Consider the following 26,428-nt stretch of genomic DNA (forward strand, 5'->3'; position numbering starts at 1 on the left):
CACGGGGTGGTCACCGAGGCGGCGATCGCGGCGGTTCGTGGGAGACTGTGCGCAGGCTCACACGACACGGGACGTGCGCGGGATGACGGCAGGCGATCAGGCGAAGGCGCGGTACCTCGAGGGCGAGCTCCTCGACGTCGACGGGGTCACCGCCTGGATCACCAGCGCCGCCGAGGCGGTGGAGTGGCTCGCCGCGCTCGGCGCCCAGCCGGTGTCGGTGCACAACCCCGCGGTCTCCGGCAGCGCGATCCGCAGCCGGCTCGAGACCGCCGCCGGCGAGCTCGCCGGGCGGCGCAGCTTCTGGCTCGCGGGCGGCCTGATGGTGCTCACCGTGAACGTCGACGGCAGCATCGTCGCCGTGGTCCGCGAGGTCGCCGAGGCGCAGAGCTCGACCGCCGCCTGAGCGGGGGCCGCGGATGCGACCATGGTAGAGTGCCGGGGTCGAACGGATGTGCGCGAGGCGGGAGAGGGGTGGCGGAGCGGCGGTTCGGTGATCCACGCCGCGCTGTGAGGGCGGCGGTCCTCTGCGCTGTGCCGATGCTCCTCGCCGGCTGCTCGCCGGAGATCCACACCTGGACTGCGATGGCCACCACTCCGGCGCCGCGATCCGCACCGGTGACGGCCGCCACCCTGGCCCCGACCGCCTCGCCCGGCCCGACGCCCGCGGCCACGGCGACCCCGGGGCGCCCGCCGGCGGCGACCTCGACCCCGCTCCCGCCTCCGCCGGCGACCGGAGCCACCCCCACCCCCACCCCCGCGCCCGCGCCGCCCCCGGCCACCGCCGATCCCCCCGGCGGGGCGACGGGGATCGGCGACTCGGTGATGCTCGGCGCGTCGTCGGCGCTGCGCGCCGCCATCCCGTCCATCGAGGTCGACGCGGTGGTCAGCCGCCAGTGGGATCCCGGGGTGGCCACCGTCCAGTCCGATCGCGGCTCCGGACGGCTGCGCCCCACCCTGGTGGTCGACCTCGGCACCAACGGCACCGTCTCCCCGGCGCAGTTCGACGCCATGGTGCGGGCGGCGGCCGGCAGCCGCCGGGTCGTGTTCGTCACCGTGCGGGTGCCCCGGCCGTGGGAGGCGTCGGTGAACGCCACCCTCCGGGACGGCGTGGCCCGCCATCCCGGCACCGTCCTCGCCGACTGGTATGCGGCCAGCGCCGGCCACCCGGAGTGGTTCGGCCCGGACGGCTACCACCTCCAGCCCGCGGGGGCGCGCGCGTTCGCCGCGATGATCGCGGGCGCGGTCTGACCGGGCCCGACCTCCCGTCACCTCGGGCACCCACAGGCGGCGCTCCGCTGCCTCAAGATGACCCGAGCGCCGGAGAACAGCCGCCCCGGGGAGGAAGGGAGAGAACGTGGCCAGCCGCCGCCGACGCCGTCTCGCCATCGCCGCCGCCTGCGTCCTCCTGGTCGGCCTGCTCACCGGCGTCCGCGGCGGCCACGCCGAGACCCTCGGGGGCTCCGCCGGCGGCGACTCCTACGCGCTGCTGATGCGCGGGGTCAGCGGCGCCGCCGGGCCGGTTGCGCCGGTCGCCGCCCACGTCCCTCCGGAGGTGACCGCGGCGCGGCACTCGGGCACCTTCTCGTGCGGGGGCACGGCGCCGCCGGGATGCCCGATCACCGGCCTCGACGTCCTCCACGTCGCCGGCGACGCCGCCGTCGCCACCCTCGACCCGGGGGGCGCCGGAGCCTGCCCCCCGGCCGGCACCGCGCTCCCCGACAGCGGCCCGACCTCGCGGCTCGCGGCGCCCGGGGCCAGCGCCTGCGCCGGCGTCGCCCACGTCGAGCTGTTCCGGGGCAGCCCGATCGCGCTGATCGCCGATTCGGTGGCGAGCCGCTCGCTGACCCAGGGCTGCACCGGCGCCACCGGCCTCGGCAGCATCGGCGCCCTGGAGGTCGGCGGTGCCCAGCTCATCGGCGGCGCCCATCCGGTGCTGGCCAGCTCGACGCCGCCGCCCAACCAGGTGGTGGTCCTGCCCCAGGGCGCCCAGGGCGCGGCGGTGGCGCTCACCGTGGTGCTCAACGAGCAGCTCACCGATCCCGGAGGGCCGGGGCTGATCGTCAACGCCATCCACCTGTGGACCGGGCCGGCGCTGGGACCGGGGCTGCGCGAGGAGGTGGTCGTCGGGCACAGCCACAGCGCGGCGACGTGCTCGCTCGAGGTGCGCCACGAGGCGCTGCCCCTCGACACCGAGGTGGCCTACGCGCAGGTCGACCTCGCCCGGCACACCATCGCCGCCGCGGTCGCCGGCGCCACCGCCCCGGAGTGCTTCGGCGGCGACCGGCGCGGCGGCGGCTGCCACGAGCCGGTGGCCACCCTGGTCACCCGCGCCGGGGCGCAGCTGGGGATCACCGCCAACTACTCCGACTACACCCACGCCCTGGGCGCGGTGATCGTCGACCACCGCCGCGCCACCCCCGACGACCTCCACACCACCAGCCTCTGCGTCGGCGACCCGGTGGCCGGGCACCCCACCCCGGTACGCCTGGCCAGGGGGACGGACGCCGCGGCCTGCCGCGCCGCGGTCAGCGGTGAGCGGCTGGTGAGCGACTCCCATGTGGACATCGACGGCCTCGACGACCACGGCCGCCGCGGTGCCTTCTGGTGGAGCGTGCGCCCCTTCGACCACACCGGTCGCACCCTCGTCGGGCTCCGCTCCGACGGCAGCCTGCTGCTGGCGGTGGCGAGCGCGCCGCCGGGGCGGCACGGCGGCCTCACCCTGCCCGACGCGGCGGCGTGGCTGATCGGCCACGGCGCCCGCGACGGCATCGCCCTCGACGGCGGCGAGCAGGCCGACATGGTGCTCGCCGGCGGCGTCCACCCGGTGCCGCTGGAGCGTGGCGCGCCCCAGGTGCAGGTCGCGCTGGTGGTCGGCACCCCGCCGCCGCCGCCGCCGCCCAGCGGCGGCGGAGCTCAGACGGCGGGAGCCGGCGGGGTGGGTGACGGTGTGGCCCACCTCGCTGACATCGCAGCGCGGCGGCCTCGCGTCATCCCCGCGGCGGGGCGGCAGCCACCATTGCTGGTGGGCCGGCCCTGACCCTTTCGACGTCCCCGCCCGGCCCCTCTCTCCGGCCCCCACCGATCGCACCATGCTAGAGCGTGGGGGCGTCGGGGGAAAGAGTCGAGATCGTGAAGCTCAGGCGGCCAGGTCGGCGCCCTCGGTGAGGTCGCCGAACTCGGCGGCGTAGCGGGTGGCGGCGGCGTACGGGATCATGGGGACGCCGTACGCCTGACAGATCGCCTGCAGGGTCTCCTCGCGGCTGGCGACGTTCTCCGGGCTGACCGACGAGGGGTCGTTGCTGCCGCTCCGGGGCGCCCAGAGGTCGGGCTTCTCGGTGAGGCAGAGCACCCGTGAGTACTGCGCCCTGATCACCCGCTTACCGCGCAGCGTCCCGCCCCACATCAGCACCGCGCCCATCGCCATCAGGCCGCTGGTGGGGGCGCTGCGGTAGGCCCAGTAGCCGTGCACCGGGTAGTACGGGTACTCCTCGGTGCAGCCGTCGAGGGTGGTGCGGGCGTGGAGCCCGCAGCGGCAGCGCTCGTCCGGGGCGGCGTGCTTCGCGGGCTCATGCGGGGAGCACATGCACAGCGCCTCGGCGATCCGGCCGGTGGGCCACTCGTAGCGCATCGCCACGCTCTTGAGGACCGGCCGGCCGAGCTCGAGGACCCAGCAGCGGAAACCGACGATCGGGGTCGAGATCTCGTCGTCCATCTACTTTGCCGGAGCGGGCTCCTGCGGCTGGGGCAGGGGGATGACGATGGGCTCGGGTGCCGAGCGCCGCTCCTTGTGGGTGACCTCGTCCGGTGTCATCGCCTGGTCCTCCAACCCCCGGTGCCGGCGCCGCACGGCGTCGCCCACCCTCATGCAGGTTAGAACGTCCGAGCCGTGCCCAAGCTGGCGCGCCGCTCGAAAACGCGCGACGGCGCACCCGCTCACCGGTTATCCATGTCGGATAGCGCGCGCCGTGCATCTCTATCCGGGGGGCAGATGGACGGCCCCCGGCGGCTTGGCGAACATGCTCACCGTCAGGGGACCCACGCGGGGAGGGCGTTCCCGCACTGAGGAGGACTTGCCGGAGGGAGCAACGCGGTCCGGCCACCGGGACCGCGACCGCGGGTTTCCGTAGGGTTTGTGCGGTCACGACCCGCACAAGACTACGGACTGCCGTGTCGCGACCACTGAGCGCCGCCGCCTAGCATTGCAAAGGGATTGAGCAGGAGGAGGTGAGGCTGAAACGCTCGCCCGAGGCCCTGCTCATCCAGCGGTGAGGCCGGCCGGCGCGATACCGCGCGGCCGAACGGGAGCTCTTTGGCAGAAACGGAGGCTCACACAGGAGGTCGCATCACGTCATGACGCGGATAGAACAACACATGTGGGGAAGGTGAAAATATGAGGCGGGTAGATAACAGCATGTGGTCGCGATACGCGCGCTTCTCGGTGCTGACCGCGGGCGTGGCGCTGGCGGCCGCAGCGTGCGGCGGGGGCTCGGCGTCGCTGTCGAGCTCCGGGGGCAGCGGCCAGGGCTCCGGCCTCGCCGCCCAGCCACCGCCGGCGCAGGCGCCGCAGGCGGCGCCCAACGGCTCGCAGAGCCAGTCGCAGCCCGCGCCGGGCGCGGCGGCTCCCGCACCCGCCCAGGGCGCTCCGGCGCCGGGTGCCGCAAAGCCCGCGTCCGGCGGCCAGGGCGTCCTGCCCCCGGCTCCGGGCGTCCCCGCACCGCCGTTGCCCGGCCAGGGCAAGCCGGCTCCTCCCGCCAACGGCGCGAACTTCGCCTCCGACGTGGGGGTGACGGCCAGCACCATCACCTTCGGCGCCATCAACCTGGCATCGGCCACGCGCAGCCTCGGCCCGGTGGTCTCCGAGCCCACCCAGAAGATCACCGAGGCGGCGCTCACCTACATCAACAACCGCGGCGGCATCAACGGACGCAAGGTCCAGCTGCTCACCTGTGACGACGGCGGCGACGTGACCCGCGCACGCGCGTGCTACGAGAAGCTGAAGACACAGGTGTTCGCATTCCTGCCGGCCGAGACGTTCCTCACCGACGTCATCCATCCCGCGCTCGCCCAGGACCACGTCCCCTTCATGAGCTGGGGCTGGTTCCAGAGCGAATACACCGATCCATACATGTTCCCCTGCCACGCCAATGGGATCCGCGAGGCCAGCTCGATGGCCAAGTGGGTGGCGGAGAACAAGCACCCGAAGACGGTCGGGATCATGTATCTGAACGTGTCCGAGGACATCGCGGCCAAGGACATCGCGACCCAGACCCTGCAGAAGTACGGGATCAAGGTCGTGCAGAACCTCTCCATGGAGTGGGACTCCCCCGACGAGTCCCAGCACGTGCTCTCGATGCGCGTCGCCAATCCCGACGCGGTGTTCACCTTCACCTGGGCGGCTCCGCTGGCCAAGTTCTTCCGCGACGCCGGTGGCCAGAACTGGGCGCCCCCGCTCGGCTACTACTCCAACCACGTCACCACCGACCCCGGCTTCGGCCCGGTCTGGGGTGACTACATCCGCGACCACGACGCCGGCATCACGTCGTTCCTGATCCCCGAGCCCTGGCAGGAGCCGGTGTCGCCGGGCAACCTGCTCTGGGAGCAGGTCACCAAGCAGTACAGCGGCTTCGACGTCGCCGGTCTGCACTTCAAGTACGCGATGGGCCACCACATCTCGCAGGCGGCCTTCGTGTGCGCCATCGCCCTGCCGCAGATGATCGGGCCGCTGGGGGCCAACGTCACCCGGTCGGCATTCATCCAGCAGATCGAGACCCACCAGTACGACACCGGCATGGGTGTGGTGCTGAAGTGGCCACACGGTGACCACGGGCAGTACCCGTACTCCTTCAACAAGGAATACATCTACCAGTGGATCACCGCGCCGGACGGCGGCTGGGAGGAGAAGCATATCTATCCCGATCCGCTCTACCAGTAACCGGCGGTCTCACCAGCCGATCACAACCTAGAACAGCCTCCGTCCACTGCATCTCCCCAACAGCCCGGGGGACCATTCGCTTCCGCGCCCATCCCCCGGGCCTCGGGAGGTGCAATGGCGGAGGTCACTGAGAGGGACCTGAAGTCCGTGGCACTGTTCATCTCCGCCCTGATCATCGGGGTGTCCCTGGGGACCATCTATGGGCTGATGGCCTTTGGAATGGTGGCCTCGTACCGCATCAGCAAGGTGGTCAACCTCGGCCAGGCGGGGATTGCCGCCCTCGGCGCCTCCGTGTACTGGTGGATGTCCTCGCAGTGGGGCGCACCGCTGGTGGTCTCGCTCGTCGGCGGGGTGCTGATCGGCGGCGTGCTCGGGGCCATCCTCGGCTACGCCAACCTGCGCCTGGCGAACCGGGCCAAGGGCCTGGTCATGATCTTCACCCTCACCGTGACCCTGCTGCTGTTCGCGTGGGTCGACCTGATCATCCCGTCGTACAACATCAGCCCGCCGTCGCCCTTCGGCCAGGGCGGCTTCAACTTCCAGCTCACCTTCATCACCTACTCACAGATCGGCACCTTCGCCACCTGCATCGCGGTGGTGCTGGTGACCACCTGGGTGATGCGCATGACCCGGTTCGGGATGTTCGTGCGCGCCATCTACGACGACCCCGACGGCGCCTCGACGGTGGGCATCCCGCTCGGTGTCTACGTCGTCGGGGTCTGGGCGGTGGCCGGCGGGATGGCCGGGCTCGCCGGCATCCTGGCGAGCAGCCGCGTCCAGCTGGACAGCGTCCTGCTGCTCTTCGTCATGGTCTGGGGCCTGGCGGGAGCGGTCCTCGGCGGCCTCGAGTCCTTCGCCCTCGCCTTCGCCGGCGGAGTCACCCTCGGCGTCGCCGAGGGTCTCCTCGGGGGAATGCTCGGCGGCAGCCTCGGGCCGGGCCTGGAGAACCTGAGCGCGATCCTGATCATGGCGGTGGGCGTGCTCTACGCGGGCACGAAGCGGCGCCATCTCGCCCACCTGCAGACCTGAGGAGGCGAATCATGCTGCGTACCGACGACGCCGCACCCGCCGCCGCCGAGGGCGTGGCGCTGGGCTCGACCCAGGCCAACGGTCACTCCGCCGCCGCCGTCGCGCCGCCCAGCGGCGGGCTGCTGGTGCGACTCCGCGCGCAGAGCCGGCTGGTGCTCCCCGCCCTGGTGCTGATCCTCGGCACCGCCAGCTTCCTGCTGCTCCCCGGTCACCTGCTCTACGCCGGCTCCACCGCGCTGGTGGCGGGGATCATCGGCCTCGCCCTCTTCCTGCCGATCGCGGCGCTGCGCGAGATGCCGCTGAACGCGGCCGGGCTGGCCGGCCTGGGCGCCTACCTCTACGCCAACCTCGCCTCCCAGGGCGGACCCGGCCGGGTGCTGCTCGGCGGCCTGGTGGCGCTGGCGGCGGTGACCGGCCTCTCCGTGGTCGGCGGCCTCGCCTCGCTGGTGGTGACCGGCCTCTACTTCGTGGTCGCCTCCCTGGTGCTCCAGATCGGCATCGAGAAGGTGATCTTCTCCATCCCCGGGGTCACCGGCGGCGCCGCCGGTGAGGCGGTGCCCCAGCCGGTGCTCCAGGGCTGGTTCGACACCCAGCGCGCCATCTTCCTGGTGGTCGCTCTGTTCGCGATGGCGGTCGGGGCCGCGGTGTGGGCGGTGCGCCGTTCCCGCTTCGGCTACCACGCGGTGCTCGTCGGCCACGTGCCCGAGGGCGCGTCCGCGGTCGGGGTGCGCAACTGGGCGGTCAAGCTGCTGGTGTTCGCATTCTCCGGGGTGCTGATCGGCGTCGCCGGCTGCCTCTTCTCGTTCATCAACGGCACCCCTCCGGGAACGCAGTCGTTCATCCTCATCATCTCGGTGCTCTACGTCGCCATCCCCATCGCCAGCGGGATGCGCGACCTCTCCTCGGTCTGGCTGGTGGCGGCGGCCTTCACCACCATCCCGATCGTGCTCGAGCCGCTCCGGCTGTCGCCCAGCTTCCTCGCCGGCATGATCCTGCTCGTCGCGCTGATCGTCGGCGACCGCCGCGAGTGGGTGGCCGGCCAGGTGCGCCGCCTCCGCCACCGCGCCGTGGAGGAGGCGGCCGAGCCCGCGACCGAGCTGCCGGTCGCGCCCGCGCCCGTGGTCGCCGCCAACGGCGCCGCCGGCGGCAACGGCGCGGTCGCCGCCGGGCTGCCCGTCGAGCTCACCGGCCGGCGTGAGCCCGGTGACGGCGGCTTCTCGCTGCGCAGCGACGCCGCCATCTCCTCCGCCCCCGCGACGGTGCCGGCCGGCGCCATGGCCCTCGAGGGAAGGGACATCACCGTCGACTTCGGTGGCGTGCGCGCCGTCGACTCGGTGAGCGTGCGCATCGCCCCGGGCAGCCGGGTCGGCATCGTGGGCGCCAACGGCGCGGGCAAGACCACGCTCTTCAACGCGCTGACCGGCTTCGTCCCCCACCAGGGCAGCGTCCACCTGGGCGGCCGCGACATCACCGGCTGGTCCTCCTTCCACCGGGCCCGGGCTGGGATCCGCCGCACCTTCCAGCAGCCCCGCCTCGCCGACATGCTCAGCGTCGAGCAGAACCTGATGGTCGGCCACGGCCGCGGCGACGGCGCCGAGCGGCGCGAGCGGGTGGCCTGGCTGCTCGACCGGTTCGGCCTCACCGGGCTGCGCGGCACGCCGGTGGCGGCGCTGCCCTTCGGCGTGCGCCGCGAGATCGAGCTGGTCCGGGCGCTCACCCGCACCCCCCGGGTGCTGATGCTCGACGAGCCGGTGAGCGGGCTCGAGGACGAGGAGGCCGAGAAGCTCCTCGCCGTCCTCCTCGACCTCCAGGCGCGGGAGGGGTGGGGGCTGCTCGTCATCGAGCACGACCTCCGCTTCATCACCCGCGTCGCCGAGCACCTGATGGTGATGGAGGACGGCCACCTCCTCGTGGAGGGGCCGCTGCACGACGTCATGCGCCAGGAGCAGGTCCGGCGCGTCTACCTCGGTGAGCTGGTGACCGCGTCATGAACGGCACAGGCGGGCTCGAGGTCGAGGACCTCCGCGTCTTCTACGGGCCGGTCCCGGCGGTGCGCGGGGTCAGCCTCGCGTGCCGGCCCGGCGAGATCGTCGGGGTGATCGGGGCCAACGGGGCGGGCAAGACCAGCCTGCTCTCGGGGATCGCCGGGCTGGTGAAGACCTCCGGCGGAAGCGTTGCGCTCGACCGCCGGGACATCACCCGCTGGCCCGCCCACCGGCGCGGCCAGGCGGGGGTGGTGATGGTCGCCGAGCGACGCCGCGTCTTCCCCTCGCTGTCGGTCCGGGAGAACCTGGCGGTCGGAGGGTTCGGGCTGGATCGCGCCGAGGTCGATCGCCGGGTGAACCGGATCTTCGAGCTCTTCCCGAGACTGAGGGAGCGGGAGGGCGTGCCCTCCTTCCGCCTCTCCGGCGGCGAGCAGCGGATGGTGTCGATCGGGCGGGCGCTGGTCACCGGCGCCCAGTGCATCCTCTTCGACGAGCTGTCGCTGGGGCTGGCGCCGCGGATCGTCGCCGAGCTCACCGGCACCGTGCGGGCGCTCGCCGACGAGGGCCGGATGGTCGTGCTCGTCGAGCAGTACATCGGCGTGCTGCTGCGGCTGGCCGACTCCGTCCACGTGCTCGAGCGCGGGCGGATCCGGTTCGCGGGCCCCACCCAGGAGGCGGCGCGATGGCTCGAGCACCACGGCTACCTGGCGCACGCGGAGACGGCGGCGGTGACCCAGGGCGCGGGACAGACGGCGGCAGCGAGGACATGAGGAACACCACCATGGACGGATCGACAGAAGGAGGGGAGCGCATGGGCTCCAGGCGGACGACGACGGTGCGCTCGGCCCGCCGCGCACTGCTGCTCACAGCGGCCGCGGGCGTGGTGATCGGAGGCGGCACCCCCTGGCGTGCCCACGCCGACGACGCCGGCGGCTCCACCGCCGACTGTGTGAGCGGCTGGAACTCGCTCGGCACCGTCGCCGCCATCGGCGAGGGCGCGCTGTTCCCCTACGAGAACGTGGTCGGTGAGCCCTACGCGGACGCGCTCATCGACGACACCCCCCACTCCAAGGCCAAGGCGAGCAGCGCCTACGAGGGCTTCGTCGGAGAGGTCCTGCTCGGCACCGCCTCCAAGCTCGGCCCGGACAATCCCACCGGCGCCAACGCGTACTACCCGCCCCCCGCGGAGGGCGGCTACGGCGGCGTCCACGACGCCCACGACTTCGGCCCGGTGGCCCATACCGAGGCGGTCGCGGCACCGGACCACGTCCTCGCCGACGCCCGGTCGGCGCACCTGGACGGCGGCCCCCAGGCCTCGGTGGGACCGTCCTCGGCGCACATCGAGACCAAGGTCGTGAGCGACGCCCTCTCCGGTGTCAACAGCGCCAGCGCCTATGACCTCCGCCTGGGCTCGCTGCACATCGCCCTGGCCACCACCAACCTGGTCTGGAAGAGCGACGGCAGCGAGCGGGGCACGCTCGCGAACTGGACGATGGAGCTGCACGGCGTCGAGGTCGACGGCAAGTCGATCTCCGCGTCCAACGGTGACGGCTTCTCCTTCCAGGGCCAGTCGCCGCAGCCGGGACCGGCGGCGCACAAGCAGTCCAACGACCAGTTCAAGCAGTTCACCGACGCCCTTCAGAAGGGCGGCGCCGGCAGGTTCGCGGTGGTGCTGCAGGATGGTCTGTTCGACGTCAGAGCCGGCTCCATCAACATCGACGAGGTCGGGCTGAAGATCGAGACGATCCCCGAGGCGAGCAAGGGTGGCTCGCTGCGCGGCGCCAACATCCAGTTCGCGCGCCTCATCAACCACACCAACGTCAGCCGCGGGTCCTGCGACGCGGTGAAGACGATGCCGGGCTGGACCGACAAGACCCCGCCCGCGGGTCCCAACCTTCCGCCCTACCCGCCGCCCCCCTCGGGCCAGAGCCGTCTGGCCGGACGGCAGGCGCTCACGGCGCTGCCCACGGCGGCCGGCCTGGTGACCCCGGCCGGTCCGCAGGGTGCGCGTCCGGTGGCCTGAGACCACGGCGATGGGACGAGGCGTGGCGGGGAGGTGGCTCCGGCCCGGTCGCATCGCGGCCGTGGTCGGGATGGCGCTCGTGCTGCTGCTCGCCGCACCGCTGAGGGCGGAGGCGCACGCTCGCCTGATGGGCGTGCTCCCCGCCCCCTCGTCCACCGTCCCGGCTCCGCTGCGGCAGGTGCTGCTGGAGTTCAACGAGCCCATCGACCGCTCGCTCTTCCGCGCCCGGATCGACACCGACAGCGGCGCGCCGGGGCTGTCCGGGCAGCCGGTCTTCCAGACCGACCGGACCATCCTGCTCCCGCTCCGCCGCGACCTCTCCGGCGTGCTGGTGATCAGCTGGGTGGCGATCGGCACCGACGCCCACCCGGTCCAGGGTCAGTTCGTGGTCGGGGTGCGGACCGCCGCCGGCGCCGCGTCGCTCGCCTCCAACCTGAGCCTCGCAGCCCAGCGCAGCGGCAGCTTCGAGAGCGGTGCGGGCTCGGGGTGGCTGAGCGGCGCCATCGAGGCGGCGCGCGCCGTCGAGATCGTGCTCCTGTACACCGTGCTCGGGCTGGTGCTGGTCGGCGCGCTGCTGCTCGGCCCCGGCCTGGTCCGCCGCCGTGGCGCCCTCCCCGCCGGCCCGGGCGCGGTGCTGGCGGCGACGGCCCCGACGGTGCCGGCGCCGGCGATGGCGCACGCCGGCCGCGCGCTGCTCGCCGCGGGGCTGCTCTCGGTCGCGCTGGTGCCGCTGCTGTTCTGGCTGGAGGCGTCGCGGATCACCGAGCTGATCGCCGGCGTCGGCATCGACCGCATCCTGCTCTCGACCATCGGCGCGGTGTCGGTGAGCAAGGCGCTGCTCTGGACCGGGGTGCTGGCGTCGGCGGCCGTCGCCGGGCGCCGCGCCGCCCGGGGACGGCCGCTGGGCCGTCCTCTCCTCGGCGTCGCCGTGCTCAGCCTCGGCCTCGCCGCGGCCTTCGTCGCCGGCACCCACGTCGGCACCGGCAGCGCCGGGCCGGGGTGGCTCTACATCCCGATGATGATGGGCCACGTGCTCCTCACCGCCTTCTGGGCGGGCGGCCTGGTGGCGCTGCTGCTGGTGGTGTTCCCGTCCCGTGACCCCGCCCGGATCTGGGCCGCGGTGAGCCGCTACTCCCGGGTGATGACCGTCAGCGTGGTGCTGCTGATCGGCTCCGGCCTGCTCCTGCTGCTCCGGCTGCTCAACAACCTCAACGCGCTGTGGTGCACCTCGTACGGACTGGTGGCGGGCTTCAAGGTGACCACCGTGGTGCTCGCGCTGGTGGTGGGGCTGGTGAACAACCGCCTCGTCGCCGCCCACCGCCGCGACCAGGAACTGCCCGAGACCGCCCGCCGGATGATGCGGCGGACGGGCCCGTCGATCCGCACCCTGCAGCGGGTGGTGCTGCTCGAGGCCGGGGTGCTGCTCGGGGTGCTGGTGCTCGCCGCGGTGCTCGGCGAGAGCCAGCTGCCGCCGCTGTTCAACGGCAGGGTGCTCCCCGGCGACGCCCAGGACGTCGTCCAGTCCGGGCTCTTCGGCTCGGGCTGCCGGTAGGAGAGGACCGATGGGAGAGCAGGCGGCACGGAAGCGGGAGCGGAGGGCGGGGCAGGTCCGCGTCGCCGCCGCGGTGACGGCGCGCCCGGCGGCGGCGGGGCGGCCGGCTCGGGTGATGGCGACGCTGGTCGCCGCGGTGGTGGTGATCGGCCTCGGCGCCGCCGGGTTCCTGGTCTGGCTCAGCCGGCAGAGCGACTCCGCGGTGGCCGCGCCCGGACCGCCCCCGGTGCGGCCGGCGGCGTCGTACCGCGCCGTCTACCGGGTCGCCGACACCGCCGGGCCGCAGCTCCGCGAGCAGACCGACGTCGTCGAGGTGCGCCGCCCCGACGAGGTGCGCGTCGAGCATCACGAGGGGCCGCCCCCGGGCGGGCGGATCTTCTCCGGGAGCATCGTCAACCGCACCGCCCAGACCTTCCTCCCCGACCGCAACAAGGGGTACGCCACCCCGCTCACCGCGGTGCTCACCCCCGACGTCTTCTCGGAGCCGGCGCTCGCCGCCGCCGCCGATGCCGGGACGGTGGCGCGCCTCGGCCTCGGCTCGGTGCTGGGGCAGCAGTGCAGCCGCTACCTGTACCACCACGGCGGCGGCGAGGCCCTCTCCCGGGGCGACGACCAGGAGCGGGTCGAGGTCTGCGTCACCGCCGACGACGTCATGCTGCGCCAGGCGGTCACCCTGGCCGGCCGGGTGGTGCGCCTCGCCGAGGTGGTGCGGCTCGACCGTTCCCCCGCCTTCCCGGACGGCGAGTTCAGCTCGGCGACCGGCGACACCGCCGCGGGCGCGCAGATCACCGAGAAGGTGGTCGAGGGCAGGCCCACCGACGCCGGCGCGGTGGTGAGCGGCCAGGCGCCGGCGGGCTTCCACCTCGACCGCCGGCTCACCGACAGCCATCAGGAGATCGACACCCCGCTGCTCCCCTTCTACATCGAGAGCTTCGTCCGCGACAGCGAGTTCGCGATCTCCCAGCAGCTGCTGACGGGGAACGGCGCCAGCCGGCCGTGGCAGAGCGCCGGCGGCTCGCCCGTCACTCTCGCCGACGGCAGCAGCGGGCAGATCCTGTACCACACCGGCTACGTGGAGGTGCAGACGGTGGTGAACGGGTCCCCGGTGCGGGTGCTCGCCTCCAGCGCCGAGCTCGCCCGCTGGTTCGCCGCCACCCTGCGCGCGTCGCCGTGAACGCCCTCGCTCACCCCGCGGGGTCGAGGTCCGGCTCCTCCCGGGCGAGGTGCGCCACCAGCTGGGTGCGTGAGGCCACGCCGAGCTTCCGGTAGATGTTCTTCAGGTGGTACTCGACGGTGTTGAGGCTGACCACCAGCTGCTCGGCCACCGCGTGGTTGGTGAGCCCCTGGGTCACCAGCCGCACCACCGCGACCTCATGGGGGGTCAGCGTCGGCCGATGGCGGCCGCCGGCGGCGGCGCCGGTGAGCTCGCGTTCGCAGCACTCGGCGTAGGGGCGGGCGCCCAGCCGGTCGAAGCGGTCGCGGGCCGCCCGCAGCACCGACAGCCCGGCGCCGCGCTTGCCGGTGCGCCGCAGAAAGCGGCCGTATGCGGCCTCGAGCCGGGCCCGGTCGAAGGGCGCGCCCGCCGGGTCGGTGAGCTCGATGCCCGCGCGGAACGCGGCGTCGGCTCGCTCGACCCGCCTGCGGGCCGCCTCCAGGCTGCCGCGCACCCGGGCGGCGCACCCCATCGCCCCGCGCACCCGGCGCAACCCGGCGAGCTCCTCGTAGGGGGCGAGCACCGCCTCCGCCTCCTCGAGGCGGTCGAGCCGGATCAGCGCCTCGGCGTACAGCTCCTGCCACGGCCACTGCGCCCCGGGCTCGTCGACGCCCTCGCGGCGGGGCATGCGCACCACCGGCAGGAGCGCGTCGACCACCGCCTCGTGGTCGTCCTGGGCGGCGGCGAGGCGGGCGGCGGCGAGGGCGGCGTCGGCGACGCTGCCGTCGTCCCGCACGGCGCGGGCGTGGCGCGCCGCCGCGTCCGCGTGGGCGCGGGCGCGGTCCCACTCGCCGCGTCCGGCGAGCGGCGCGGTGGCGACGCCGTGGAGCCAGCTCAGCATCCAGACCTGGCCGGCGTCCTCGCCGATCGCCGCCGCCCGCTCGGCTCGCTCGACGGCGTCGTCCCAGGCGCCGAGCCGGTACTCGGCGTGGGCGAGCAGGGCGAGGCCCGCGAAGACGAAGGCGAACGGTCCCCAGCGGCGCGCCCCGGGCTCGACCGCGAGCAGGTCGGCGCGGGCCCCGGCGGGGTCGTCGGTGGCGAGCCGGAGCAGGCCGCGCGCGTAGCTCGCCTGGACCTGTCCGGCGCCGAGCTCGGGCGGCGGCTCGGGGAGGAACGCCAGCTCGGCGAGGCCGCGCGGAGCGTCACCGGCCTGGACCAGCGCGTAGGCGAGGTGGGCCCAGGGCGCCGGGGTCTCGGTGCCCTCGGTGGCCGCGAGCGCGCGCCGCGCCCAGGGCACCGCCTCCGCCCCCCGCGCCCGGCGGATGTCCGCGAGCGCGAGCTCGGCGGCGATCCGCCCGGCCAGCTCCCGCTCGCGGCTGCGGTCGCAGCCGTCCCAGGCCCCGAGCAGGAGCTCGCGTGCCTCGGCGGGTCGCCCACCGCGGAAGGCGAGACGGCCCAGCACGTAGCGCCGGTAGGGTCCGTCGGCGCACCGCCGCACCTCCTCGATCAGCGTCGCCGCCCGGTTGACGTCACCTCCGACCAGAAGGCAGTCGACGCCCTCCAGCAGCCGGCGCTCGCGCAGCGGGGCGCTCGGGCTGAGGTCGCTGGCGCGCAGCATCGCGCTGGCGGCGCCGGCCAGGGCTCCCCGGGCCGCCTCGCGCCGGCCGTGGGCGGCGAGGTCGGCGGCGAGCGCCTCGTCCTCGCCGAGGGCGGCGGCGCTGCGATGCTGGAGGGCGGCGTCGGGCCGGGTCACCAGGCCGGCGGCGCGGCGGTGGAGCGCCGCCCTCCGCGCCGGCCCGACGTCGTTGTAGATCGCCGAGCGGGTCATGGGGTCGGGGAAGGCGATGCGGTGGTCGCGCTCGGCGTCATGGGTCTCCAGCAGGCCCGCCGCCATCGCCGCCTCCAGGGCGCCGAGGGGGTCGTCGATGCCGGCGAGCCGCTGGGCGAGGAGGAGCGGCCCGTGCTCGCCGAGGATGGCGGCGGCGACCACCAGCCGCTGCGCCTGTGGCGGGCAGAGCGCCACCCGGGCGAGCACCTGTGCGCCCACCGAGCGGGGGGCGGGCAGCGGCGCGTCGCCGGCCCGGCGCAGCCGCTCCAGCGGGTGCTCCTCGAGCAGCGCACGCAGGTGGAGCGGATTGGCGCCGGTGTGCTCGCGCAGCTGCTCGGCGAGCGACACCGGCACCACGTCCTCGGTGAGCGCGGCGGCGAGCTCGCGCACATCGCCGAGCGACAGCCCGCGCAGCCGCAGGGTGGTGCCCCGCTCGCCGTCGGCCAGCTTGAGAAGCCCGGCGGGCAGGGTGAAGGCCCGGTCCTCCCGCACCGCGATCAGGGTGAGCACCCGGTCGGCCTGGAGGCGGCGGATGGCGAAGAGCATCGCGACCAGCGAGGGGCGGTCGGCCCACTGGGCGTCGTCGACGACCAGGCACACCGGGCCGTGCTCCTGGAGGGCGTCGAGCAGCTCCACGAGCCCGGCGCCGATGGCCACCGCACGGCGGCTGGGGACGGTCGTCGCACCCAGCGCCGCCCGCTGGTCGGGCCGGGGCACCCGCGCCGACCGCACCAGCTGCTCGACGACCGCGTAGGGGAGAAGGTGCTCCTCCTCCTCGCCGCTGGCGGTGACCACCCGGAGGTCGGGGCACTCGGCGAGGAACCGCTGCAGCAGCGCGGTCTTGCCCACCCCGGCGACCCCCTGGACGAGCACCACCCGCGGCTCGCCGGCGCGGACCTCGCCGACCCGGGTGAGGAGCACCCCCAGCTCGTCCTGCCGGCCCACGAAGATGGTGCGCCCGGGGTGACGCGCGCTCGTGGTCATGCCGGTGCGGACACCTGCAGGACCCGCAGCGCGAGGTCGGCGCGGAAGCGGTCCTCGTGACGGCGGAGGTCGAGCGCGCTGAGCTCCTGGACGCGGTTCAGCCGGTAGCGCAGGGTCTTGTGGTGCACCGCCAGGCGGGCCGCGGCGGCGTTGAGCGAGCAGTCGCACTCGAGGTACGCGCGCAGGGTGGCGATCAGCGGGGTGCCGCGCTCGCGGTCGTAGGCGAGCACTGGCCCGAGCACCTCCTTCACGTAGTCGGCGAGGTCGGGCTGGTCGCCGGGACCGAGCAGCAGGCGGGTGACCCCGAGCTCGTCGAAGACCGCCACCACGCCGGCCTCGCCGGGACGCGCCGCCACCCGCATCGCGAGGGTCGCCTCGCGGTAGGCGATGCGGTACTCGAGCGGGCCGGTGTGGAGGCGGCTGACCCCCCACAGGGTGGTGAGCCCTGGCAGCACGGCGGTCATCTGCTCGGTGGCCTCGGCGGCGAGCGCCCGCGCGGCGGCGGGGTCGGCGCAGGGGGCCACCGCCACCATCGCGTCGCCGCGCATGCTGACCAGGTCGGGGCCGCCGTGCTTCGCCGACACCCGCTGCAGGATGCCGCGCAGCTGGTGCCGGGTGCGCTCCAGGCGGGCGGGCTCGAGCCCCTCCTGCCGGGCGATGAGGTCGATGTCCTCGAGCCGGCAGCAGAGCACCCGGTGGGGCCGGCGCAGGTCGATGTGGAGGCGCTCGGCGCGCCGCGCCGCCGCCCGCTGGTACTCGTCGGAGCCGTGGAGCAGGTCCCAGACGATCTCGTCGCGGGCGCCGGCCCGGGCCTCGTCGGCGGCGCGCTGCTCGAGGTGGTGGAGGGCGGTGACCAGCGCCGCCTGCCCGATCGCGATCTCCTGCACGTCGCCCGGGGTCTCGTCGCCGAGCAGGCAGACGTACCCGAAGCCGCCGGCCGCCGCCTGGATCGGCTGCACCGAGAGCCAGCCGCCGCCGTCACGCAGCCGCACCGGCGCCGGGCGGCCGCCGCCGCGCTCGCGCATCAGCCGGCGCAGCTCGGTGCCCACCCCTGCGAGGTCGAGGTCGCGGGGATGGGTGGCCAGCGTCTCCAGGGTGGGGGAGAGGATGGCGACGCGGTCGCCGGTGAGGGTGGCGAGGGTGCGCGCGATCGCGGGCAGGCCGGCGCCCTCGAGGAGCAGCTGGATGAGGGCGCGCTGCATCGCGGCCGACCGCCGGTTGGCCTCGACCCGTGCCTCGAGGGTGGTGTACGCGATCTCGAGGCGGCGCATGCCGGTGGCCTGGGCGTCGTTGAGCCGCGCGTTCTCGATGGCGATGGTCACCAGGTTGGCCATCGCCACCAGGCGGCGCACCTCGTGGGGCGCGAACACCGAGCGCCGCCGCCGCCAGACCTCGAGCACGCCGATGATCTCCCCGCGGACGGCGAGCGGGGCGCCGAGTGCCGAACGCACCGACTCCATCTGCGCCAGCGGGATGAAGTCGTCGCTGATCGCCTCGGCGCGCACGTAGTCGTCGACCTGCACCGGCGCCACCGTCTGCAGCACCCGGCCGGCCAGCCCCTGGCCGCGGGTCATCCGCAGGCTCGCGGTCTCGGGCCGGCGGTGACCGACGCAGCTGCGCATCACGATCTCGTCGCCCTCGCGCAGGAACACCCCGGCGATATCGGCGGAGAGCAGCCGCAGCGCGGTGTGGGTGATCGAGAGCAGGACGTCGGAGCCGTCGCGCACCGACAGGATCTCGGTGGCCACCTCCTGGAGCGCCGCCGCCTCCTCGCGGGCGCGCGCCGCCCGCTCGACCTCCTCCTCCAGGTCCCTGCGGAGCAGCTCGACGGCGGTCTCGGGGGGAATCACGTCGTCGCCGTCAGGGGTCGATCAGGATCTTCACCGAGGTGTGCTCCGCCAGCCGCCGGTAGGCGTCGGGGACGCCGTCCAGCGACACCCGTTCGGAGATCACCCCGGTGGGGTCGATCGCCCCCACGGTGAGCAGCGGAAGGATGCGCGGTCCGAGGCGGATCGAGTCGCCGATCGCGAAGCACAGCGACAGCTCGTCGGCGAAGGCGCGCGCCACCGGCATCGCCCAGTGCGCGGCGAAGTGCGCGCCCACCGACACCACGCGCCCGCGGCGGCGCACCAGGTCGAAGGCGGTCTCCAGCGGGCCGCTTCCACCCACCGCCTCGACCACCACGTCGGCGCCCCGCCCGTCGGTGAGCTCGTCGACGAGCTGGCGCGCACCCTCGGGGGCGCTGGGCACGCCGCCGTTTGCGGCGATCAGCTGGCGCCGCGCCGGGATGAGGTCGGTCACCACCACCGCGGCGGCACCGTAGCTCTGACACGCGAGGCTCGCCATCTGGCCGACGGCGCCGCCGCCGATCACCGCGACCACGTCGCCCGGGACCACGCCGCCCCGCTCCGCCGCCGCAACCCCGCTGGCCAGGGTGTCGCCGGCGAAGATCGCCGCCTCGTCGCTGCAGCCCGCGGGCAGGCGCTGCAGCGTGGTCTGCGCGAACGGCACCCGCAGCAGCTCGGCCTGGGCGCCGCCGAGCGGCGGCCCGAACACCGAGCCCATGCCGAACATGCACCGCTGCGGGCACTCCCAGTGGTCGCCGCGGCGGCACCACCAGCAGTGGCCGCAGGCGGCGAAGTCCGAGCCGACGACGCGGTCGCCGGGGGCGAGGTGCTGCACCGCGGTGCCGACCGCGACCACCTCGCCGACGAACTCGTGGCCGAGCGGGGTGCCGGCGGGGATGCCGTCGAGCCCGTGCCAGGCGTGCAGGTCGGTGCCGCAGATCGCGCTCAGCGTGACCCGGACCAGGGCGTCCTCGGGCGCCTCGATCCGCGGGTCGGGGACGCTGCGCACCTCGACGCGCTCCGGGCCGGCGTACACGACCGCTCGCATCGGGCTAGGCGAGCTGTCGGGCGCGCTCGTCGATGCGCGCCGCCGCGGCTCGCAGCATCTCCAGCTCGCCGGCGGTGAGCGGCAGCTCGACGATCTCGACGACCCCGGCGCGACCGATGCGGGCGGGGAGGCCGAGATAGACGTCGCGGATGCCGTAGGCGCCGTCGGCGCGCACGCAGACGGGCATCACCTCGCGGCTGTCCGCGGCCATCGCCAGCACCATCCGCGCCACCGACGCCGCGGGGGCGAAGAAGGCGCTGCCCTTCTTGAGATGCCGCACCACCTCGGCGCCGGAGTCGCGCGCCCGGGCGACCAGCGCCTCCAGGGTGGGGGCGTCGACCGTGGCGCTGAGCGGCCGGCCGTCCACGGTGGCCTGGCTGAGCGGGATCACCATCTCCTCGCCGTGGCTGCCCAGCGCCACCGCAGAGATCCGGTCGGGCCGGGCCACCCCGCCAAGCGCGGTGAGCGCACAGAAGCGGGCGGCGTCGAGCACCCCGGCCATGCCCATCACCCGCTGGGGCGGGAACCCGGTCGCCCGCCAGGCCAGCTCGGTCATCTCGTCGAGCGGGTTGGTGACCACCACCACGATGGCCCCGGGCGAGTGCCGGGCGACGTTCGCGGAGATCTCGCCGACGATGGCCGCATTCATCTGGGTGAGGTCGGTGCGGGTCATCCCCGGCTGGCGGGCCCGGCCGGCGGTGATCACCACGAAGTCCGAGCCGGCGCCGGCGGCGAGGTCGGTCGAGCCGGTCACCCGGGTGTCGAAGCCGCGCAGCGCCGAGCTGTGCCAGAGGTCCAGGGCGATGCCCTCGGCGAGGCCGTCGGCGACGTCGACGACCACCACCTCGGAGAAGCGGTCGGCGTCGGCGAGCCGTGCCGCCACCTGGGCGCCGACGTGCCCGGCGCCGACCACGGTGACCCGCGAGCGCCCGCCATTGCCGTTGCCGCTGGCGTTCGCCCGCGGCACCGGCCAGCCCAGCGCCGCGGCGGGCGCGCCCCGCCGGTAGAGCGCCCCGGAGACCGGAAGGGTCGAGGGCGGGGGTGCGAGGGAGGGCGCGGTCCCATTGCCCGGTCCCCCTGCCGCCAGGGGCGGGCGGCTCTGCGGCCGGCTCCGGGACTCGCCCTCCCCGGCGATCAGGGTGGAGGAGATGGAGATGCTGACGCCGCGCTCCCTGGCGCGATCGCGAGCGAGCGGGGTGACCAGGTCGCCGCGGGCGATGTGCAGGACGCCGTTCTCGGCGCGGTCCACGTCCTCGACACCGATGACCCTCATGACGTTCGACCCTCGATGGACTCCAGCGTCGAGATCGCCGCCCGGCCCGCGGTCTGCACCTCGCTCTCGCTGCCCGCGATGAAGAGGCGGCCGAAGCGGCCGACGGCGCGGATCTCGACGATGTTGATGGTGGCCGCCTTCTCGGCCTCGTTGGCGGCCAGGCTCACGTACGCCGCCGGCGCCGACTCGAGGACGAAGAGGCTCTGACCGGGGAGCAGCAGCGCGCCCTTGCGGAACTTGTTCAGCAGCTGCGCCTGGTAGTGGTGCACGTTGGTGATCAGCTGGGTCGAGGCGATCACCGGGCGCACCCGGTCGGACTCCTCGAGGCCGAGGTAGTCGAGGATGGCGGAGCCCGCGGCGAGCACCTCGGCCTGGCTGGCGGCGTGGATCTCGAGCAGGCCGAACTCGCGCTCGATGATCTGCAGCGCGGGGCGCACGTCCGCCGCCTTGAGGGCGACGTCGGCGACGCGGAAGACCTCGTTGCCGGGAGCCACCTCGACGAAGAGCTCGGACATGCCGGCGATGGGCACGTCGCCCTGGCATGTGGCGGCGATGTGGGCGGCGCACTGCGGCTGCATGCGGTCGATCAGCGCGAAGGTGCGTAGCTGGAAGCTGCTCATGCTCTCCGTCCGGCGATGCCGAGGGGGGTGATGAGGAGCGCGTGCTCGTAGGCGAGCACCGGGCGCTCCAGGTAGCTGGCGATGATCTCCGCCGCCCCGGGGAGCATCAGCGCGCCGCCGGCGAGGTGCAGCGGTGACGCCGAGTGGCCCTCGGTGAGGATGGAGATCGAGGTGGCGATCCGCTCGATCCCGGGACGGAGCACGCGCAGGTACTCCTCGCCGTTCTCGCGCTTCAGCCGTTCCGCCTCCTCGATGGTCACCTTCAGGGTGCCGGCGAGGATGAGGTCGAGGTGGTGGCCGCCGCCGGGGCGGTCGCCCAGCTTCACCAGGTGGCCGCCGGAGTAGACGCCGACGCCGGTGGAGCCGCCGCCGACGTCCACGATGACCCCGTCGTCGACGCCGAGCAGTCGGTTGGCGGCGGAGACCTCGTCGACGAGCTCGGTGCAGGTCAGGCCCGCCTGCTCGAGCACGAACCGGCTGGCCCGGCTCTCGGCGGCGCCCACGCCGGGCGGGTAGGCGGTGGCCGCCTCCTCGATGCGCCGGCCCAGCGCCTCCTCGGCGGAGGCCCTGAGCCGCGCCACCGTGGTGGCGGCGGCATGGAAGTCGACGATCACGCCGTCGCGCAGAGCGCGCGAGGGCAGCTGGTCGACGTAGACCGGCGCGCCGGTGCCGTCGACGACGGCGAGGACGCAGGTGGCGGTGCCCAGGTCGACGCCGCAGGAGATCGGCTCGGTGTACTCGGCCACCGGCTGGGACAGACATGCGGCCGCGCGTCGCAGCGCCTCGCGCACGGGCAGGCTGGGACGCAGGGCCGGGGTCACCGGGTGGCCAGCTCGCGTGCCGACAGGGCGAGGGCGCCCCGCCAGGGGCGCACCTCGTGGGCGACCCGCTTGATGTTGATGAGGTGGAGCGCGGTGATGTTGTCCGAGGCGATCGAGCCGGACCAGCTGCCGGTGCCGAGGACGAACGAGGGGTCGATGCCGGTGGAGTAGCCCATCCCGCCGAAGAGCGCCGGGGTGTTGACCAGGATCCGCGAGGCGGGGAGGGCGCTGAAGCGGGCGATGACGTCCGGGTCGGAGGCGTGGAGCGCGAGGGTGTGTCCCTCGCCGCCGAAGGCGAGGATCTCGCGGCAGCGCCGCCATCCCTGGTCGGCGTCCGCGGCGCGATAGACCTTGAGGACGGGCCCCAGGATCTCCGCCGAGAGCGGGGTGTGACGCCCCACCTGGTCGAGGCGGACGCCGAGCACACGGGAGGAGGCGGGGACGGAGAAGCCGGAGCGCCGGGCGAGCTCGACCGCGCTCTGGCCCACCGCCTCGGGGCGGAGACCGCCGGCTTCGGTGAAGAGCACGGCGGCGAGGGAGTCGTGGTGGGCGGGGTCGACCCAGGCGCAGCCGGCGGCCCCGAGCGCGGCCTCGAGGGCGTCGGCGACCGGCTGGTCGACGACGACGGCCTGCTCGGCGACGCACGCGGTGCCGTTGTCGAAAGACTTGGAGGTGACCATCATCACGGCCGCCTCGGTGACGTCCGGTACCGACCGATGCACGAAGGCGGGGACGTTGCCCGCACCCACCGCGATGGTGGGCTTGCCGCACGAGTAGCAGGCCCGCACCATGTCGGCGCCGCCGGTGGCGAGGATCATGGCGACGGCGTCGTGCATCATCAGCTCGCGGGTGGCGGAGAGGGTGGGGTGCTCGAGGCAGGAGATGAGGCCCGGGGGCGCGCCGGCGCGCTCCGCCGCCGCGGCGAGGACCTGGGCGGCACGGTTGCAGCAGCGTGCCGCGCGGGGATGGGGTGCGCAGACGATGGCGTTGCCGGCCTTGACCGAGGCGAGGATCTTGAAGAGCACGGTCGAGGTGGGGTTGGTGACCGGGATGATGCCGGCGACCACGCCGACAGGACAGCCGACGGCGGTGGTGCGCGCCCCCTCGTCGACCCACAGCACGCCGCTGGTGCGCATCCCGAGGAGCGAGTCGGCGACCACCTGCGTGTTGTAGAGGTTCTTGACGATCTTGTCCTCGAAGACGCCGTAGCCGGTCTCGTCGACGGCGAGGCGCGCGAGCTCCTCGGCGGCGGCGGTGCCGGCGTCTGCCATGGCGCGGACGATGGTGTCGATGCGCGCCTGGTCGGCGCCCTCGAAGAGCTCGAAGGCGGTGCGTGCCGCGCGCGCCTTGAGGCGCGCGTCGAGGATGGCCGCGAGATCTGCATCGAGCGCGGCTGCGGTGCTGCTCATGGTCTCTCCATCCGGCGCTCGGGTCGAGCGCGGAGGGCGGTCAGGACTTGGCGGAGGCGATGGCGGCGGCGGTCGCGTCCTTGCCGAGGATGACCTCCACCTCCTCGTGGGGGCGGGGGATGACGTGCACGGAGATCACCTCGCCGACCTTCCCGGCGGCGACCGCGCCGGCGTCGGTGGCGGCCTTCACCGCGCCGACGTCGCCGCGGACCATGACGGTGACCAGCCCGCCGCCGATCTGCTCGCGTCCGATCAGGCGGACGTTGGCGGCCTTGACCATGGCGTCGGCGGCCTCGATGGCGCCCACCAGGCCCCTGGTCTCGACCAGGCCCAGGGCGCCGACGGGGATCCCGTTGCCGTTGTACCCGGTGCTGGGACTCATTGACTGCTCACCTCATGTCTCGTGTCTTGTCGAATCTCGGCCGCCCCTCGACGACCACGGTGTCAACGATCCCCACCACGGCGAGGTCCACGGGGGTACCGGCGGTGCGCGCGCCGACCCGCGCGGCGCTGCCCGTGGTCACCACCACCACCTCGCCCTCCCCCGCACCGGCGAGGTCGACGGCCACGTAGGGCATGCGCTGAACGGTCGCGCCGTTGGCAGGCTCGAGGTAGTCGAGGTCGTGGACGAGCAGGAGCTTGAACCCGTTGAGCTCGGGCTCCTTCACCGTCGCCACCACCTGGCCGACGACCCGTGCGAGACGCACCACCATGCCTCCATCAACGGCCGGTCTCAGCGGTCGGAGAACCGCTGCCCATGAGGTTGTACCCGGCGCCCGGAGGCACTGGCATTGGCCATGGGGGATAGGAAAGTACGGTGAGGTGTTATCTCCCGTCTCCGTGGCCGCGGCCCCCGCGCGGCGTCAAGATGGAGACACTCGCAGCATGAGGGGCGCGCATTCGGAGGAACGTGAACACGCCACGGCACGACGCCGCAGCAGGGGTGGCCCGGTGACCCCCAGCACCGTGATCTTCGACTTCGACGGGACGCTGGTGAAGACCCGGGAGGCATCCTGGCGGCTGTTCCAGCGGACCAACGCGGAGTTCGACCTCGGCGTCGACCGCCCCGAGGACTTCTACGCGCTCTTCCGGCGCAACTTCTACGCCGCCCTCGACGAGGTGTGCTCCGGCGACCCCGCGCGCCTCGACCGGGTGCGCGCACACTTTCTCCAGCTGCTGCGCGACGAGTACAGCCCCGACCTCGTGCCCGGCATGGGGGACGTCATCCACCGGCTGGCGGGCAGCTGCACCCTGGTGCTGGCGTCGTCGAACACCATGGAGTCGGTGCGCCGCACCATGGAGCGGCACGGCCTCGCCTGCTGCTTCGCCCACGCGTTCACCGGTGACCTCGAGCCCGACAAGGCGGCGAGCATCCGCTGCTTCCTCGCCGACCCCGGCTACTCGATGCGCCGCCTCTGCGAGCCCGAGTACACGGAGGAGTGCGCGGCGGTCGCCCAGCAGGGCGACGAGGTGGTGCTGGTCACCGACACCGTCGGCGACGTCGAGGAGGCGATCCGCTGCGGCATCCGCGCCGTCGGCGTGGTCTGGGGCATGCACACCGCCGACGAGCTGCTCGCCGCCGGCGCCGAGTTCGTCGCCATCTGGCCCCAGGAGCTGCTCACCCACCTCCTCGACGACCCCACCGTCGCGGTCACCTGCGCGGTGGCGCGGACCGCCGCCCCCCCTGCCGTGACCCCGGTGCTCGACCAGGCCCGCCGCGCCGCCGCCACCCGCCGCCGCCAGCGCGTCGCCGCCGCCAGCGCTCTGGGGTCCCACGGGTGCGGGTGCGAGTCGTGTGCCGTGCCGGTCGTGGGCTCGAACGGCAACGGCGTGTCCGCAGCTCCGGTGGCCGTCGACCCGATGCTGCGTGACGCCGTGGCGCGGCTGGTGTGGCTGTCGGCGAACGGCCACCGGCAGTGACCCCCGGCTGATCCGCCGAGAACTCAACCGGCTCAGCCGTCGCCCCGCAGCGCATGCAGCTCGGCGAGCAGCGCGCGGATGTCCTCGGCCGCGTGGGCGACGAATTCGGCGTCGCGATCCGCCTGCTCGCGGCGCTGCGACGACGAGTCGCGCTCCCGCGGGGTGACGAGGAGCGCGACCCCGCCGTCGTCCTCGGACCAGACGTCGCAGCCGTGGCGGGCCCAGCGCCCGCGTGTGACCGCCCTCAGGCGCGCCTCGATCGCCGCGGTGTCGAGCGGACGCACCTCGGGCGCGGCCACCGGGTCGGGGTCGGTCCAGCCCTCCATCTCGCCGGCCTTCTCAGCGGCGATGTGGGCGGCGGCCTGGGCCTCGACCGCCGCCCGGGCGGCGGTGCCGGCCTCGGCCATCGCCGTGGCTGCGGCGCTCGAGGCGGTCCGTGCCGCGTCCTCGGCGAACGTCGACAGGGACGCGCCCCGCCCCTCGAGCAGGGCCGCGGCGTCGGCGGCGGTCTCGGCGTCGGCGGCTGCCGCATCCGCGGCGGTGGCGCTGTACGCGGCGGCGTTCGCGGCCGTGGCGGCCTCCCGGGCGGCGCTCGCGGCGGCGATGGCGGCATCCTCCGGGGTCCGGCGGGTCGTCGCCGCGATGGCGTCCGCCTCCGGCGATGCCTCGCCGGTGGCGAGCGCCGTCTCGGCCGTCACCTCCTCGGCGGCGATCATCGCGTCGGTGGCCTCCGCCCGGGCGGCGAGGGCCGCCTCGCGTGCGGCCGCCGCGGCACGCTCGGCGTCGTTCGCCGCCTCGGCGGCGGCCGCTGCCGCTGCCAGCTGCGCGGTCTCGCCGTGCGCTTCCGGGGCCCGCTCGTGCTCGATGTCCATGTCACCCCTCGACACGGTCGGGGAACCGCGGCCCCGTCCCCGGCACCGGAGTGCCGGGGACGGGACCCGGTGACCCCGGGTCAGCTGCCGCCGGGTCCACCCGAGGGATCCGGCCCGGCGAGGGCGGGCTTG

At 74.4% G+C, this 26,428-nt stretch carries 22 protein-coding genes; 11 read left to right on the top strand and 11 right to left on the bottom strand.

The features are described from left to right. Positions 1–82: 82 nt before the first annotated feature. From VGL20_07990 to VGL20_08000, 3 genes are all read left to right on the top strand, one after another. On the top strand, positions 83–403 hold the full coding sequence (locus tag VGL20_07990) for a hypothetical protein (GenBank protein HEY2703614.1): 321 nt from the start codon (positions 83–85) through the stop codon (positions 401–403). A 104-nt stretch (positions 404–507) separates the two neighbouring features. Next, on the top strand, positions 508–1,248 hold the full coding sequence (locus VGL20_07995; protein HEY2703615.1) for a hypothetical protein: 741 nt from the start codon (positions 508–510) through the stop codon (positions 1,246–1,248). Positions 1,249–1,354: 106 nt separating this feature from the next. Continuing rightward, positions 1,355–3,037: a choice-of-anchor P family protein gene (locus VGL20_08000; GenBank protein ID HEY2703616.1), complete on the top strand. Its 1,683-nt coding sequence runs from the start codon at positions 1,355–1,357 to the stop codon at positions 3,035–3,037. A gap of 99 nt (positions 3,038–3,136) precedes the next feature. On the opposite strand, the gene VGL20_08005 is transcribed toward VGL20_08000, so the two are convergent. Beyond that, positions 3,137–3,712, bottom strand: coding sequence for a hypothetical protein (locus VGL20_08005; GenBank protein ID HEY2703617.1), 576 nt, complete (start codon positions 3,710–3,712; stop codon positions 3,137–3,139). A 699-nt stretch (positions 3,713–4,411) separates the two neighbouring features. Between VGL20_08005 and VGL20_08010 the strand changes: the two genes are divergently transcribed. From VGL20_08010 to VGL20_08040, 7 genes are all read left to right on the top strand, one after another. After that, positions 4,412–5,932: an ABC transporter substrate-binding protein gene (locus tag VGL20_08010; GenBank protein HEY2703618.1), complete on the top strand. Its 1,521-nt coding sequence runs from the start codon at positions 4,412–4,414 to the stop codon at positions 5,930–5,932. Between the two features lie 147 nt (positions 5,933–6,079). Continuing rightward, positions 6,080–6,961, top strand: a complete 882-nt coding sequence (locus VGL20_08015; GenBank protein HEY2703619.1) for a branched-chain amino acid ABC transporter permease — start codon at positions 6,080–6,082, stop codon at positions 6,959–6,961. Between the two features lie 11 nt (positions 6,962–6,972). Then, positions 6,973–8,952 (top strand): ATP-binding cassette domain-containing protein, encoded by a 1,980-nt coding sequence (locus tag VGL20_08020; protein HEY2703620.1) that lies wholly within the window; start codon positions 6,973–6,975, stop codon positions 8,950–8,952. Beyond that, positions 8,949–9,716, top strand: coding sequence for an ABC transporter ATP-binding protein (locus VGL20_08025; GenBank protein HEY2703621.1), 768 nt, complete (start codon positions 8,949–8,951; stop codon positions 9,714–9,716). Before VGL20_08020 ends, VGL20_08025 begins: the two co-directional genes overlap by 4 nt. Before the next feature lie 41 nt (positions 9,717–9,757). Continuing rightward, positions 9,758–10,969 (top strand): hypothetical protein, encoded by a 1,212-nt coding sequence (locus tag VGL20_08030; GenBank protein ID HEY2703622.1) that lies wholly within the window; start codon positions 9,758–9,760, stop codon positions 10,967–10,969. Positions 10,970–11,039: 70 nt separating this feature from the next. After that, on the top strand, positions 11,040–12,521 hold the full coding sequence (locus VGL20_08035; protein HEY2703623.1) for a CopD family protein: 1,482 nt from the start codon (positions 11,040–11,042) through the stop codon (positions 12,519–12,521). Between the two features lie 10 nt (positions 12,522–12,531). Further along, on the top strand, positions 12,532–13,695 hold the full coding sequence (locus VGL20_08040) for a hypothetical protein (GenBank protein HEY2703624.1): 1,164 nt from the start codon (positions 12,532–12,534) through the stop codon (positions 13,693–13,695). A gap of 10 nt (positions 13,696–13,705) precedes the next feature. Here the strand turns inward: VGL20_08040 and VGL20_08045 are convergent, their stop codons facing one another. The 9 genes from VGL20_08045 to VGL20_08085 are packed head-to-tail and all read right to left on the bottom strand — an operon-like array spanning position 13,706 to position 24,211. Further along, on the bottom strand, positions 13,706–16,486 hold the full coding sequence (locus tag VGL20_08045) for an AAA family ATPase (GenBank protein ID HEY2703625.1): 2,781 nt from the start codon (positions 16,484–16,486) through the stop codon (positions 13,706–13,708). After that, positions 16,483–18,336: a helix-turn-helix domain-containing protein gene (locus VGL20_08050; GenBank protein HEY2703626.1), complete on the bottom strand. Its 1,854-nt coding sequence runs from the start codon at positions 18,334–18,336 to the stop codon at positions 16,483–16,485. Before VGL20_08050 ends, VGL20_08045 begins: the two co-directional genes overlap by 4 nt. Positions 18,337–18,346: 10 nt before the next feature. Then, positions 18,347–19,381, bottom strand: a complete 1,035-nt coding sequence (locus VGL20_08055) for an alcohol dehydrogenase catalytic domain-containing protein (protein HEY2703627.1) — start codon at positions 19,379–19,381, stop codon at positions 18,347–18,349. Positions 19,382–19,385: 4 nt separating this feature from the next. Further along, positions 19,386–20,654 carry a malate dehydrogenase gene (locus VGL20_08060; GenBank protein HEY2703628.1) on the bottom strand — a complete coding sequence of 423 codons (1,269 nt, stop codon included), beginning with the start codon at positions 20,652–20,654 and terminating at the stop codon, positions 19,386–19,388. Beyond that, the gene (locus VGL20_08065; GenBank protein HEY2703629.1) at positions 20,651–21,274 is read right to left on the bottom strand and encodes a hypothetical protein; all 624 of its coding nucleotides are present in this window, start codon (positions 21,272–21,274) and stop codon (positions 20,651–20,653) included. Before VGL20_08065 ends, VGL20_08060 begins: the two co-directional genes overlap by 4 nt. Further along, a complete protein-coding gene (gene eutJ, locus VGL20_08070) occupies positions 21,271–22,095 on the bottom strand; it encodes an ethanolamine utilization protein EutJ (protein HEY2703630.1) in 825 nt (274 codons plus the stop codon). Before eutJ ends, VGL20_08065 begins: the two co-directional genes overlap by 4 nt. Continuing rightward, positions 22,092–23,504 carry an aldehyde dehydrogenase family protein gene (locus VGL20_08075; GenBank protein HEY2703631.1) on the bottom strand — a complete coding sequence of 471 codons (1,413 nt, stop codon included), beginning with the start codon at positions 23,502–23,504 and terminating at the stop codon, positions 22,092–22,094. The genes eutJ and VGL20_08075 overlap by 4 nt, the downstream gene beginning before the upstream one ends. Positions 23,505–23,544: 40 nt before the next feature. After that, a complete protein-coding gene (locus VGL20_08080; protein HEY2703632.1) occupies positions 23,545–23,853 on the bottom strand; it encodes a BMC domain-containing protein in 309 nt (102 codons plus the stop codon). Positions 23,854–23,893: 40 nt separating this feature from the next. Further along, positions 23,894–24,211 carry a EutN/CcmL family microcompartment protein gene (locus VGL20_08085; GenBank protein ID HEY2703633.1) on the bottom strand — a complete coding sequence of 106 codons (318 nt, stop codon included), beginning with the start codon at positions 24,209–24,211 and terminating at the stop codon, positions 23,894–23,896. 244 nt (positions 24,212–24,455) lie between these two features. On the opposite strand from VGL20_08085, the gene VGL20_08090 reads away from it, so the two are divergent. Next, on the top strand, positions 24,456–25,424 hold the full coding sequence (locus tag VGL20_08090) for an HAD family hydrolase (GenBank protein HEY2703634.1): 969 nt from the start codon (positions 24,456–24,458) through the stop codon (positions 25,422–25,424). 32 nt (positions 25,425–25,456) lie between these two features. On the opposite strand, the gene VGL20_08095 is transcribed toward VGL20_08090, so the two are convergent. Then, positions 25,457–26,296: a hypothetical protein gene (locus VGL20_08095; GenBank protein HEY2703635.1), complete on the bottom strand. Its 840-nt coding sequence runs from the start codon at positions 26,294–26,296 to the stop codon at positions 25,457–25,459. Between the last annotated feature and the right edge of the window lie 132 nt (positions 26,297–26,428).

This window comes from Candidatus Dormiibacterota bacterium, assembly GCA_036495095.1.
GTDB lineage: Bacteria > Chloroflexota > Dormibacteria > Aeolococcales > Aeolococcaceae > CF-96.

Excerpts from the sequence above, each read along its gene's own strand:
- VGL20_08075 (HEY2703631.1), bottom strand. The coding sequence starts at position 23,504 with ATGAGCAGCACCGCAGCCGCGCTCGATGCAGATCTCGCGGCCATCCTC.
- VGL20_08010 (HEY2703618.1), top strand. The coding sequence starts at position 4,412 with ATGTGGTCGCGATACGCGCGCTTCTCGGTGCTGACCGCGGGCGTGGCG.
- VGL20_08055 (HEY2703627.1), bottom strand. The coding sequence starts at position 19,381 with ATGCGAGCGGTCGTGTACGCCGGCCCGGAGCGCGTCGAGGTGCGCAGC.
- VGL20_08020 (HEY2703620.1), top strand. The coding sequence starts at position 6,973 with ATGCTGCGTACCGACGACGCCGCACCCGCCGCCGCCGAGGGCGTGGCG.
- VGL20_08025 (HEY2703621.1), top strand. The coding sequence starts at position 8,949 with ATGAACGGCACAGGCGGGCTCGAGGTCGAGGACCTCCGCGTCTTCTAC.
- VGL20_08065 (HEY2703629.1), bottom strand. The coding sequence starts at position 21,274 with ATGAGCAGCTTCCAGCTACGCACCTTCGCGCTGATCGACCGCATGCAG.
- VGL20_08095 (HEY2703635.1), bottom strand. The coding sequence starts at position 26,296 with ATGGACATCGAGCACGAGCGGGCCCCGGAAGCGCACGGCGAGACCGCG.
- VGL20_08035 (HEY2703623.1), top strand. The coding sequence starts at position 11,040 with ATGGCGCTCGTGCTGCTGCTCGCCGCACCGCTGAGGGCGGAGGCGCAC.
- VGL20_08030 (HEY2703622.1), top strand. The coding sequence starts at position 9,758 with ATGGGCTCCAGGCGGACGACGACGGTGCGCTCGGCCCGCCGCGCACTG.
- VGL20_08045 (HEY2703625.1), bottom strand. The coding sequence starts at position 16,486 with ATGACCACGAGCGCGCGTCACCCCGGGCGCACCATCTTCGTGGGCCGG.
- VGL20_08060 (HEY2703628.1), bottom strand. The coding sequence starts at position 20,654 with ATGAGGGTCATCGGTGTCGAGGACGTGGACCGCGCCGAGAACGGCGTC.
- VGL20_08040 (HEY2703624.1), top strand. The coding sequence starts at position 12,532 with ATGGGAGAGCAGGCGGCACGGAAGCGGGAGCGGAGGGCGGGGCAGGTC.
- VGL20_07990 (HEY2703614.1), top strand. The coding sequence starts at position 83 with ATGACGGCAGGCGATCAGGCGAAGGCGCGGTACCTCGAGGGCGAGCTC.
- VGL20_08005 (HEY2703617.1), bottom strand. The coding sequence starts at position 3,712 with ATGGACGACGAGATCTCGACCCCGATCGTCGGTTTCCGCTGCTGGGTC.